The sequence below is a fragment of the Thalassovita sp. genome, from assembly GCF_965218685.1.
In the GTDB taxonomy this organism is placed as follows: Bacteria; Pseudomonadota; Alphaproteobacteria; order Rhodobacterales; family Rhodobacteraceae; genus Thalassobius.
In genome coordinates this window covers 2,537,620-2,549,417 of the sequence record NZ_OZ244657.1, presented here as the reverse complement: position 1 = coordinate 2,549,417, position 11,798 = coordinate 2,537,620, and the positions used below count along the sequence as shown (strand labels likewise).

Genomic DNA, 11,798 nt, shown 5'->3' with positions numbered 1-11,798 from the left:
ATTTTCATCAACCTATGGAATATTAAGATTTAGGTAACCTTTGCCGCGTTAACCTTTGAAATCACTCAAGGTCGCGGCAAAGGATGGAAAAGCAATCACGGGTGAAGGCCATGTTTTTTAGCGGCTATCTGGGCAATAGCGGCCCCAAGACTTCTGAGAACGTCATCGAGATCGGTAAACACGTGTCAGAAAACAGATTTCCTCAGTTGGCCGAGGTGGACGCCTATTGGACTGCTCTGAAGGGGTCGCGCCAAATGCCCTCGCGTTTGGAGATTGACCCGCGGGGAATCGAGGGCGCGCTGGCGCATACTTTCATGATCGAACGTATCGCGCCCGGCGTGGGCCATATCCGCTTGGCCGGCTCGCACCTGAATGACCTGATGGGGATGGAAATCCGTGGCATGCCTCTGACCGCGCTTATCGCGCCGGAGCATCGCGCGCGTTTTGCGGACTATCTTGAGCAGGTCTTTACCGCGCCGGCCCAATTGATCGCAGACCTGAGCGCCGAGCGGGGCTTGGGTAAGCCAAAATGTCAGGCGCGGATGCTGGTGTTGCCATTAACCGATGACGAAAACCGTGTGACCCGTGCTTTGGGCTGTCTGGCCACTTATGGGGGCGTCGGGCGCCCGCCGCGCAGGTTCCGGATGGATACACAGCGCCTGACGCCTTTGACCGGATCAGTTCCGTTGCCGCGTTCGGTTCCGCGTCAGAATATGACCCCCGATCCGGTGTTTGCAGAACCTGCCCGGCCGTTCGATCTTACGACAAAATCGGGGCGCAAACCTGTGCTTAGGCTGATCAAGTCAGACAAATAAAAAAACGCGCCCGGACAGGCGCGTTTTTCCGTTTCAATTCCAGGTGTGGATCACACGGCTTTAGCTTCTTTGCCTTCACGCAGCGCCGAAAGTTCTTCGGCCACCAAGAAGGCCAGCTCCAGTGATTGCGAGGCATTCAGACGCGGATCACACGCGGTGTGATAGCGATCCGAAAGGTCCTCTTCGGTGACAGCACGCACACCGCCAGTACATTCGGTCACGTCCTGGCCGGTCATCTCGAAGTGCACACCGCCGGGAACGGTGCCCTCGGCGCGGTGGATGGCAAAGAATTCCTGCACTTCACGCAGCACACTTTCGAAGGGCCGGGTTTTATAGCCCGAGGCCGACTTGATCGTGTTGCCATGCATCGGATCACAGGACCAGACAACATTGGCGCCCTCTTCCTGCACGGTCTTGATCAGACGCGGCAGGTGTTCACCCACTTTGCCTGCGCCGAAACGCGCGATCAGGGTCAGGCGGCCGGCCTCGTTTTCCGGGTTCAGCTTGTTCATCAGAACCTTCAGATCCTCGGCCGTGGTCGTGGGGCCACATTTCAGACCGATCGGGTTCATCACTCCGCGCAGGAATTCAACATGCGCGCCGTCGGGCTGACGGGTGCGATCGCCGATCCACAGCATATGCCCCGAGCCTGCCAGCCATTTGCCAGAGGTCGAATCCATCCGGGTCAGCGCCTCTTCGTATTCCAGCAGCAGCGATTCATGGCTGGTGTAGAAGCTGACGGTCTGCAACGCGTTGGTATGCGCGCTGTTGACGCCCGCGGCTTTCATGAAGTCCAGCGTGTCGCTGATACGGTTGGCCATCTCGCGGTATTTCGCGGCCTTCTCGCCCTCGGTAAAGCCCAGGGTCCACTGGTGAACCTGGTGCACATCGGCATAACCGCCGGTGCTGAAGGCGCGCAGCAGGTTCAGCGTGGCCGCCGATTGCGTGTAGGCCTGCAGCATCTTGGCCGGGTCCGGGATCCGGGCGTCCGAGGTGAATTCCAACTCGTTGATGATGTCACCGCGATAGCTGGGCAGCTCCAGACCATCCACGGTTTCCGTAGGGGCCGAGCGCGGCTTGGCGAACTGACCGGCCATACGGCCAACCTTGATCACCGGCACCTTGGCACCATAGGTCAGTACCATCGCCATCTGCAGCATCACCTTAAAGGTGTCGCGGATCGCATTTGCACTGAATTGATCAAAGCTTTCGGCACAATCGCCACCTTGCAGCAAAAAGGCCTCGCCGCGCGAGGCGGCTGCCAGGGATTCTTTCAGCTTGCGCGCCTCTCCGGCGAAGACCAGCGGCGGATATTTCGACAGCTGATCCTCGACCGAGTTCAGTGCCGCCTCATCCGTATAGTCGGGCATCTGAACCCTGGGCTTGTTGCGCCAGTTGGTTTTTTGCCACTCACTCATCGTATTTCTCCGATTGGTCCTCTGTTCAGGTCGCCCTTCTATATCCGAGCGTGCGCGCCTGCGCCATATGCAATTCGTCTTATTAGGCCAGTGGAATGCCCGCGCCTTTAGCGGGTGTTTCCAAGCCCTCTTGAACCGGGCAAACAAAGGTGCTGAACTTGCGCGCCGACTCAGGGAAATGCCGATGAACGACACTGTGACGCTGACCCCAGCCTCAAGCAAACTGGACAAGCCCAAACGCTTTGTCTTTGTTTTGCTTCCCAATTTTACGCTTCTCAGCTTCGCTGCTGCCTTGGACAGTCTGCGGATTGCGAACCGTGTGGCCGGACGGCAGGTCTATGACTGGATTCTGATCGGCAGCGGCGGGGACACGGTCAACTGTTCCGCCGGGACCGAGTTCAAACTGGATGACGATCTGATCGAGCTGTCGCGCGATGACACTGTTCTGATCTGCGGCGGTGTTCAGATTCAGGACGCAACCACGAAAAAGCTGATCGGGTGGATGCGCCGCGAGGCAAGGCGCGGTCTGACCCTTGGCAGTCTGTGCACCGCCTCTTATGCGCTGGCCAAAGCCGGGTTGCTGGACGGCAAGCGCGCGACGATCCACTGGGAAAACCAGGACAGTTTTATCGAGGATTTCCCCGAGATTGAACTGACCAAGTCGGTGTTCGTGATAGATGGGAAACGTCTGACAACGGCGGGCGGCACCTCGTCCATCGACCTTATGCTGAACCTCATCGCGACGGATTTGGGCGAAGAAATGGCCAATGCCGTGGCCGATCAGCAGATATATAACTCGATCCGCACCGATCAGGATATTCAGCGCCTGTCCACGCCCACCCGGATCGGCGTGCGGCACCCCAAGCTCAGCCAGGTCATCCAGGAAATGGAGTCCAATATCGAAGAGCCGATCTCGCCCGCGATTCTGGCCAAGGGTGTGGACATGTCGACGCGACAGTTGGAGCGCCTGTTCCGCCGGTACCTGGATCGCAGCCCCAAGCGGTATTACATGGAACTGCGCCTGCAACGCGCCCGCAACCTGCTGATGCAAACGGACATGAGTGTGATCAACGTGGCGCTGGCGTGCGGCTTTGCCTCACCCTCGCATTTCTCGAAATGCTATCGCTCTCACTATAGCACCACGCCCTATCGCGAGCGTGGCAGCTACGCCGGCAAACCCTAGTCGGGAACCAGGCGGTACAGCGCGCCCTGCCCTTCGCTAAGGAACCAGATCGCCCCATCCGGCCCGGTGCGGATATCGCGCACGCGCAAGGTTTGAGGCAGCTTGATTTGCTGAACCTCGCGCAAGGGATCACCCGACAGGCGCGCGATATAGTCGAACTTGAGCGAGCCAACAAAGGCATCCCCACGCCAGTCCGGGAACAGATCCCCGTCATAGAACGTCATCCCCGAGGGCGCGATGGACGGATCCCAGTAATGCTCGGGCTGCTCCATTCCCGGTTTTGCCGTGCCCTCGCCGATCTTCAGGCCCGTATAATGCCGGCCATAGGCGATCACCGGCCAGCCATAGTTCGCGCCTTTGTGAATGCGGTTCACCTCGTCTCCGCCGCGGGCGCCGTGTTCATTCACCCACAGCTGACCGGACCCATCCAGCGCCGCCCCTTGCGGGTTTCGGTGCCCATAGGACCAAATCTCGGGCGCGATACCGGCATGGCCGGTGAATGGGTTGTCGGCGGGCACCGAGCCGTCCGGATTGATTCTGATTACGCTGCCATTGTGCCGGCGCAGATCCTGCGCCGAGGGACGATCTCCGCGCTCTCCGACGGTCAGGAACAAGGTGCCATCGGGCGCCTCGACCATGCGACCCCCAAAATGACGCCCGCCCGAGCTGCCCCTGGTCATCTGAAAAATCTGTTTCACGCCGGTCAGTTGTGTGGCTTCAGGTTTCAGCTGTGCCCTGACAATCGCGGTGCCACTGCCACGTCCTTGCTGTGCCGAGTAACTGAGAAACAGATGCCGCGTGCGTTCGAAATCCCGCGGGATCAGCACATCCAACAAGCCGCCTTGCCCCTTGGCGACCACCTGAGGCAGCCCAGAGATTTGCGTTTTCGCGCCCTGGGAATCAATCCGCCACAGCTCTCCGTCGCGGTCGGTGACAAGAATCGCACCATCAGGCAGGAAACCGATGCTCCAGGGGACATAGAATCCCTCGGCTACTTTCTTGGCCACCACCCCTGCCCACGCGGAAGTCGTGAAAGACGCAATAAGCATGACGTAAAGGCATGCCGCACTTAAAGTCGCAAATGCACGATACATGGTCGATTTCCCCCTAAATATAGACAGTCAAACAGCTAGACCGCGTGGTCAAAATATCGAGGCATACAATTGTAACCGCCCAATAAATCCTTCTGGAAAGAATCTTTTCTTTTCGCTGGGCCACGGCTAGGCTCGAGTCCGGATCATTGTTCCAACTGGGAGTAAAACATGAAAAAGTTTCTTATGGCGAGCGCCGCAACCGCTCTGATGGCTGGCTCGGCCTTTGCTGGTGGACACGGCAACGAAGTGAAGCTGGGTGTCATTCTGGGTTTCACCGGCCCGATTGAATCGCTGACCCCTGCAATGGCAGCGGGCGCCGAAATGGCGATGGCTGAAGTCACCGAAAGCGGCAAACTGATGGGCGGCGCCAAGGTCACCCCCGTGCGCGCAGACTCGACCTGTGTTGACGCCGGCGCCGCGACCGCCGCTGCTGAACGTCTGATCACGTCGGACGGTGTCAAAGGCATCATGGGCGCTGACTGCTCGGGTGTGACCGGAGCGGTTCTGGCCAACGTGGCCGTGCCCAACGGCATCGTGATGATTTCGCCCTCGGCGACCTCTCCGGCGCTGACCGCTGCCGAAGATAACGGCCTGTTCTTCCGCACCGCCCCGTCGGATGCGCGTCAGGGTCAGGTTGTGGCCGAGGTGATGATCGAGGCTGGGATCAAGTCCGCCGCCGTCACCTATACCAACAACGACTATGGCAAGGGCCTGGCCGACAGCATCGCTGCTGCGTTCAAGGCTGCCGGTGGCGAAGTGACCGCGACCGCAGCACACGAAGATGGCAAGGCTGACTACTCGGCCGAAGTTGGCGCTCTGGCCTCGGCTGGTGGCGACGCGCTGGTGGTTGCCGGCTATGTTGACCAGGGTGGCCCCGGCATGATCCGCGCCGCGCTGGACTCGGGTGCGTTTGACACGTTCGTCCTGCCTGACGGCATGATCGGCTCCGCGCTGGAAGAAGCCTTTGGTGACGAGATTGACGGCTCGGTCGGCACCGTACCCGGCACAGAAAGCGAAGGCGCAAGCATGATGGCAGAGATGATCGCCGCTGCGAACATCGAAGGCGGTGACGGCCCCTATGTCGGCGAAAGCTATGACGCTGCTGCGCTGATCATGCTGGCCATGCAGGCCGCTGGCTCGACCGAGGCAGGCGACTACAAGGCCAAGATCATGGATGTGGCCAACGCCCCGGGCGAGAAAATCTATCCCGGTGAGTTGGGCAAAGCGCTGGAGATCATCGCCGGTGGTGGTGACGTGGACTATGTCGGTGCGACCGCGGTCGAGCTGATCGGCCCCGGTGAAGCCGCTGGTGGCTATCGCCAGCTGGAAATGAAAGGTGGCAAGCTGACCACTGTGAAATACCGCTAAGGGCCTGGCCCGACGCAACAAAGCAGCCCGGCCATGCGCCGGGCTGTTTCAAAATAACAGCGCGAAAAAGCGCATTTAGACGGGGGATGCCTATGATTGTCGTCGAAGACCTTCATAAGCACTTTGGGGGCTTTCGTGCCGTAGACGGAGCCAGCCTGAAGATCGAGACTGGCTCGATCACTGGGTTGATCGGTCCCAATGGCGCGGGAAAAACCACATTGTTTAACGTGATTGCGGGGGTACTGCCCCCGACCGCGGGCCGCGTGATCATGGATGGCGAGGACATCACCGGCCTGCCGCCGCATGAATTGTTCCACAAGGGCCTGCTGCGCACGTTCCAGATCGCGCACGAATTCGGCTCGATGAGCTGCCGCGAGAACCTGATGATGGTGCCCGGCGGGCAATCGGGTGAAAAGCTGTGGAACACTTGGTTCGGCCGCAAACGCATCGCCGACGAGGAACGTGCCCTGCGCGCCAAGGCTGACGAGGTGCTGGAGTTCCTGACTATTGAACACATTGCCGACCTGAAGGCGGGTGAAGTGTCCGGCGGGCAGAAAAAACTGCTGGAGCTGGGCCGCACTATGATGGTGGACGCCAAGATCGTGTTCCTGGACGAGGTCGGCGCCGGCGTTAACCGCACGCTGCTCTATACCATTGCAGACGCGATCAAGCAGTTGAATCAGGAACGCGGCTATACCTTCGTCGTGATCGAGCACGACATGGATTTTATCGACAAGATCTGTGACCCGGTGATCTGTATGGCCGAAGGCAAAGTCCTGGCCGAGGGCACGCTGGCCGAGATCAAGGCGAACGAACAGGTGATCGAGGCCTATCTGGGCACGGGCCTGAAAAACAAGGACAAGGTGGGCGCATGACCGGGAACCCATACCAGGACGATCACGGGAACAAGGATGCCTCGATCACCAATCCCGACGGGGTCGGAACGATGCAGCCTTCGCCCGGAACAGGCGCAGCAGCGCACACGGACGAAGCATTCCTGATCGGCGACAGCATGACCGGCGGCTATGGCAAAAACGGCCCCGATATTTTGCATGACTGCACCATCGCGGTGAACAAAGGACAGATTGCCGTGATCGTGGGCCCCAATGGCGCGGGCAAGTCCACCGCGATGAAGGCGACCTTTGGGATGCTGAACCTGCGACAGGGCTCGGTTCGCCTAGATGGTCAGGATATCACTGACCTCAGCCCGCAGGACCGCGTGGTCAAGGGCATGGGCTTTGTGCCGCAAACCCATAACATCTTCACCTCGATGACGGTCGAGGAAAACCTGGAGATGGGCGCCTTTATCCGCAAGGACGATTTTGCAGACACGCTGGCGCAAGTGTACGAGCTGTTCCCGATCCTCAAGGACAAACGCCGCCAACCGGCGGGCGAGCTGTCAGGTGGGCAACGTCAGCAGGTGGCCGTAGGCCGCGCGCTGATGACCCAGCCCAAAGTGCTGTTGCTTGACGAGCCCACTGCGGGCGTGTCCCCCATCGTGATGGACGAGCTATTCGACCGCATCATCGAGGTGGCGCGGACTGGCATTTCCATCCTGATGGTCGAGCAGAACGCCCGGCAAGCGCTTGAGATCGCGGATCGCGGCTATGTGCTGGTTCAGGGTGCAAATGCTCATACCGGAACGGGTAAGGAACTTCTGGCGGACCCCGAGGTTCGGCAGAGTTTCCTGGGGGGATAAGGCAAAATGATCGACTTTTTGAATGCAATCGTTGCGCTGTCCAATTTCGTGTTGGTGCCCGCCATTGCTTATGGCTCTCAGTTGGCCATTGGGGCGCTGGGGGTCACGCTGATATATGGCATCCTGCGGTTTTCCAACTTCGCGCATGGCGACACGATGGCCTTTGGGGCCATGGTTGTGGTGCTGGTGACATGGCTATTCCAGGGCTGGGGGATCAGCCTGGGCCCGCTGCCAACCGCCCTTCTGGCCCTGCCCTTTGGGATCGCAGCCTGTGCCTTGCTGGTGTTGGGGACGGACCGCGTGGTCTACAAGTTCTACCGGACGCAAAAGGCCAAGCCCGTAATCCTTGTGATCGTGTCGATGGGTGTGATGTTCATCATGAACTCGGTCGTGCGTTTTATCATCGGGCCGAATGAACAGCGCTTTGCCGATGGCGAGCGTTTCATCATCACCGCGCGCGAATTCAAGCAGATGACTGGCCTGCGCGAGGGGCTGGCGCTGAAAACCACCCAGGGGCTGACGGTCGTGACCGCCGTGATCGTGGTTGCGCTGCTGTTCTGGTTCCTGAACCGAACGCGCACCGGAAAATCCATGCGGGCCTATTCGGATAACGAGGATCTGGCGCTGCTGTCGGGTATCAACCCAGAACGCGTCGTGATGATCACCTGGCTGATCGTTGCCGCGCTGGCGACCGTGGCCGGTACGCTTTATGGGCTGGACAAAACCTTCAAACCCTTCACCTATTTCCAGCTTTTGCTGCCAATATTTGCCTCTGCCATCGTGGGGGGGCTCGGCAGTCCTCTGGGGGCCATCGCGGGCGGTTTTGTCATCGCGTTTTCCGAGGTCACAATCACCTATGCGTGGAAAAAGGTTCTGGTCTATCTGCTGCCTGAAAGCCTGGAACCGTCCTCGTTGGTGCAGCTTCTGTCCACGGACTATAAATTCGCGGTAAGCTTTGCGATCCTGGTGATCGTACTGCTGTTCAAACCCACCGGCCTGTTCAAGGGGAAATCGGTATGAGCGATACAGCAAAGAAATTCGGGCTGTTTGCCCTTGTCGGCCTGCTGATCATCGGCACTGGTTTTGTGCAAAGCTGGAACTCGGCCCTGTTGATCCTGAACATGGGACTGATCAGCGCCATCATGGCGCTGGGGGTAAATCTTCAGTGGGGCTTTGCGGGGCTGTTTAATGTGGGTGTCATGGGCTTTGTCGCGCTTGGCGGGCTGGCCACTGTTCTGGTCAGTACTGACCCCATCCCACAGGCCTGGAGTGCGGGCGGTTTCCGTATCGTTCTGGCTTTGGTGCTGGGCGCAGCCACGGTCGGCGGTGCCATCGTGCTTTATACCCGTATGGCCAAAGGCAAAACTCGGACGCTGGCCCTGCTGGGCGTGCTGATCGCGGGCTTTTTCATCTATCGCGCGGTGTTTGATCCTGGCGTTGCCGCGGTCGAGGCGATCAACCCGGCCGCAGCGGGCAACATCGGCGGACTTGGCCTGCCGGTTTTGTTGGCCTGGCCCGTTGGCGGTCTGCTGGCCGCAGGGGCTGCCTGGATCATTGGCAAAACGGCGCTTGGGTTGCGCTCGGACTATCTGGCCATCGCAACGCTTGGCATCGCCGAGATCATCATCGCCGTCATGAAAAACGAAGACTGGCTGGCCCGCGGCGTGAAAAACGTGATCGGCTTGCCTCGTCCTGTCCCCTATGAAGTTGACCTGCAAAACAGCGCAAGCTTCGTGCAGCGGGCCGAGGGTTTGGGCCTTGATCCCACCACGGCCTCGACCCTGTGGGTCAAGGGGCTTTATGGCATTCTGTTTGCCGTGGTGCTTGTTTTGATCCTGTGGATGGCGCAACGGGCGCTGCATTCGCCTTGGGGCCGAATGATGCGCGCGATCCGTGACAACGAAACCGCGGCCGAGGCTATGGGCAAGGACGTCACCAGCCGTCACCTGCAAATCTTTGTGCTGGGTTCAGCCATCTGCGGTATTGCAGGCGCCATGATGACCACGCTGGATGGCCAAATGACACCCGGCACCTATCAGCCGCTGCGCTTTACCTTTCTTATCTGGGTGATGGTGATCGTGGGCGGGTCCGGCAACAACCTGGGCGCAGTTCTTGGTGGTTTCCTGATCTGGTTCCTGTGGGTGCAGGTCGAACCCTTGGGCCTTGCGCTGATGCAGCTGATCACCTCGGGCATGGCCGAAGACAGCGCGCTGCGCGATCACCTGCTGGACAGCGCCGCCCATATGCGTCTGCTTACGATGGGCTTGGTCCTGCTGCTTGTGCTCAGGTTCAGCCCACGCGGGCTGATCCCCGAGAAATAACACCGAAAAAGGGCGCTGATATTCTCAGCGCCCTTTCTTCAACGTCCTTTGAACAGGCTTCCCAAGATGCCTCGGACGATGCGTTTACCCGTGGTGCCTTTCAGCTCTTTTACCAGCGCCTTGCCCAAGGCCCCACCGATCGTATCCCCACGTGAATTGCTGCGCGACGAACTAGAGCTTGAACGCTTGACCCGCGTTCCCGAATAGCGGCGCGCGGCCTTGTATTCTCGTTCAGCTGCGGCGGCCTCTTCCTCGGCGCGTTCGGCCTCTTCAGCCTCGCGGGCAGCGTCCTGCGCACGCTGCGCCAGTATTTCATAGGCCGAATGACGGTCCTGCAGGGTCTCGTACTTGCCAGCGATGGGTGAGGCGTCGATCAGTGCCTTGCGCTCGGCCGGCTCGATCGGACCCAGTTGCGACGAGGGCGGCCGGATCAGCGTGCGCTCAACGACCCCCGGCACACCTTTTTTCATCAGGAATGAGGTCACGGCCTCGCCCACGCCGACCTCGCGGATCGCCTGCTCAGTGTCAAAGCGAGGGTTGTCGCGATAGGTTTCGGCGGCCATGCGCAGCTCTTTGCGGTCCTTAGCCGTAAAAGCGCGCAAGGCGTGTTGCACCCGGTTGCCCAACTGCCCCAGGATATCCTCGGGCACGTCTGCGGGGTTTTGGGTGATGAAATAAACCCCAACGCCCTTCGACCGGATCAGGCGGGCCACTTGTTCAACCTTGTCCACAAGCGCTTTGGGGGCGTCATCGAATAGCAGATGCGCCTCGTCGAAGAAAAAGATCAGCTTGGGTTTGTCCGGATCGCCCACCTCGGGCAGCTGTTCGAACAGCTCGGACAAAAGCCACAGAAGGAAGGTTGCATAAAGCCGCGGTGAGGCCATCAGCTTGTCAGCGGCCAGAATGTTGATCCGTCCACGCCCGTCCAGATCGGTGCGCATGACGTCCGACAGCTCAAGTGCGGGTTCGCCGAACAGATTGGTGGCCCCCTGATTTTCCAGAACCATCAAGCGGCGCTGAATGGCGCCGATGGACTGGGTCGAGATGTTGCCATAGCGCAGGCTCAGATCCTTGCGGTTCTCGCCCAGCCAGACCAACAGCGCCTGCAAGTCCTTGAGATCCAACAAGGCCATGCCCTGTTCGTCAGCCAGCCGGAACGCGATGTTCAGGATACCCTCCTGCGCTTCGGACAGCTCCAGCAGGCGGCTCAGCAACAGCGGTCCCATCTCGGCCACGGTGGTGCGGACTGGGTGTCCTTGCTGGCCAAACATGTCCCAGAAAGTGACCGGGAACGCGTCATAGGCGTAGCTTTCAAACCCGATCTTGCCCGCGCGCTGGGTAAAGGCGTCATGCAGCTTGAATTTCGGGCTTCCAGCCCTGGCAAGGCCAGACAGATCGCCCTTTACGTCCGATAGAAACACCGGCACGCCCGCCGCCGAAAACTCCTCGGCCATGATCTGCAAGGTTACCGTCTTGCCAGTGCCCGTGGCGCCAGCGATCAGGCCATGCCGGTTGGCGTATTTCAGCTTCAGGCCCTGCTTTTCGCCGTAATTTTCACCACCGCCACCGATAAAGATATGGTCCTGCATGACCCGCCCCTTTTTTACCATCCGGTATGAAAATACACTGTTAACCCTTTTATGCCACAGTGAAATTTGTCTTCGGGGGCTGGTGTCCTCTGGCCTCGGGGACAAACTTCCTCCCTGTTAGACTGGCCGCGCTTTTTCAAGCGCGGCTTTTTTTGACGACAGGCTTGAAATGCCAGTTGACCAACACTAGTGGATCGCCTAGCGTTCACTCAATTACTAAGTCGGCCAGTCCGACGGGGAGCAATAATGAAAGGGGACCCTTACGGTCCCTTTTCTAATTTTCGGGCTGCTGCCTTAAATGCGTTTGGCAA

At 59.5% G+C, this 11,798-nt stretch carries 10 protein-coding genes; 7 read left to right on the top strand and 3 right to left on the bottom strand.

Annotated features, from left to right (window positions below; all coding sequences use genetic code 11):
- The first annotated feature begins 110 nt into the window (after positions 1-110).
- Positions 111-815, top strand: a complete 705-nt coding sequence (locus tag ACOQOQ_RS12615) for a PAS domain-containing protein (RefSeq protein ID WP_420567341.1) — start codon at positions 111-113, stop codon at positions 813-815.
- A 50-nt stretch (positions 816-865) separates the two neighbouring features.
- Here the strand turns inward: ACOQOQ_RS12615 and ACOQOQ_RS12610 are convergent, their stop codons facing one another.
- Complete coding sequence (locus ACOQOQ_RS12610; protein WP_420567340.1) at positions 866-2,233, bottom strand: class II 3-deoxy-7-phosphoheptulonate synthase; 1,368 nt, start codon at positions 2,231-2,233, stop codon at positions 866-868.
- 184 nt (positions 2,234-2,417) lie between these two features.
- Between ACOQOQ_RS12610 and ACOQOQ_RS12605 the strand changes: the two genes are divergently transcribed.
- A complete protein-coding gene (locus ACOQOQ_RS12605; protein ID WP_420567339.1) occupies positions 2,418-3,416 on the top strand; it encodes a GlxA family transcriptional regulator in 999 nt (332 codons plus the stop codon).
- On the opposite strand, the gene ACOQOQ_RS12600 is transcribed toward ACOQOQ_RS12605, so the two are convergent.
- Positions 3,413-4,510 carry a PQQ-dependent sugar dehydrogenase gene (locus ACOQOQ_RS12600; protein WP_420567338.1) on the bottom strand — a complete coding sequence of 366 codons (1,098 nt, stop codon included), beginning with the start codon at positions 4,508-4,510 and terminating at the stop codon, positions 3,413-3,415. The two genes, ACOQOQ_RS12605 and ACOQOQ_RS12600, sit on opposite strands and share 4 nt — an antisense overlap.
- Before the next feature lie 168 nt (positions 4,511-4,678).
- Between ACOQOQ_RS12600 and ACOQOQ_RS12595 the strand changes: the two genes are divergently transcribed.
- The 5 genes from ACOQOQ_RS12595 to ACOQOQ_RS12575 all read left to right on the top strand — a co-directional run bounded on the left by ACOQOQ_RS12595 (position 4,679) and on the right by ACOQOQ_RS12575 (position 9,898).
- Positions 4,679-5,878 carry an ABC transporter substrate-binding protein gene (locus tag ACOQOQ_RS12595; protein ID WP_420567337.1) on the top strand — a complete coding sequence of 400 codons (1,200 nt, stop codon included), beginning with the start codon at positions 4,679-4,681 and terminating at the stop codon, positions 5,876-5,878.
- A gap of 92 nt (positions 5,879-5,970) precedes the next feature.
- Positions 5,971-6,753 (top strand): ABC transporter ATP-binding protein, encoded by a 783-nt coding sequence (locus ACOQOQ_RS12590; protein WP_420567336.1) that lies wholly within the window; start codon positions 5,971-5,973, stop codon positions 6,751-6,753.
- Positions 6,750-7,577, top strand: coding sequence for an ABC transporter ATP-binding protein (locus tag ACOQOQ_RS12585; RefSeq protein WP_420567335.1), 828 nt, complete (start codon positions 6,750-6,752; stop codon positions 7,575-7,577). Before ACOQOQ_RS12590 ends, ACOQOQ_RS12585 begins: the two co-directional genes overlap by 4 nt.
- A 9-nt stretch (positions 7,578-7,586) precedes the next feature.
- On the top strand, positions 7,587-8,597 hold the full coding sequence (locus ACOQOQ_RS12580) for a branched-chain amino acid ABC transporter permease (RefSeq protein ID WP_420569771.1): 1,011 nt from the start codon (positions 7,587-7,589) through the stop codon (positions 8,595-8,597).
- Positions 8,594-9,898, top strand: a complete 1,305-nt coding sequence (locus tag ACOQOQ_RS12575; RefSeq protein ID WP_420567334.1) for a branched-chain amino acid ABC transporter permease — start codon at positions 8,594-8,596, stop codon at positions 9,896-9,898. The genes ACOQOQ_RS12580 and ACOQOQ_RS12575 overlap by 4 nt, the downstream gene beginning before the upstream one ends.
- 38 nt (positions 9,899-9,936) lie before the next feature.
- Here ACOQOQ_RS12575 and ACOQOQ_RS12570 read toward each other — a convergent pair whose 3' ends face one another.
- Positions 9,937-11,487 (bottom strand): helicase HerA-like domain-containing protein, encoded by a 1,551-nt coding sequence (locus tag ACOQOQ_RS12570; protein WP_420567333.1) that lies wholly within the window; start codon positions 11,485-11,487, stop codon positions 9,937-9,939.
- Between the last annotated feature and the right edge of the window lie 311 nt (positions 11,488-11,798).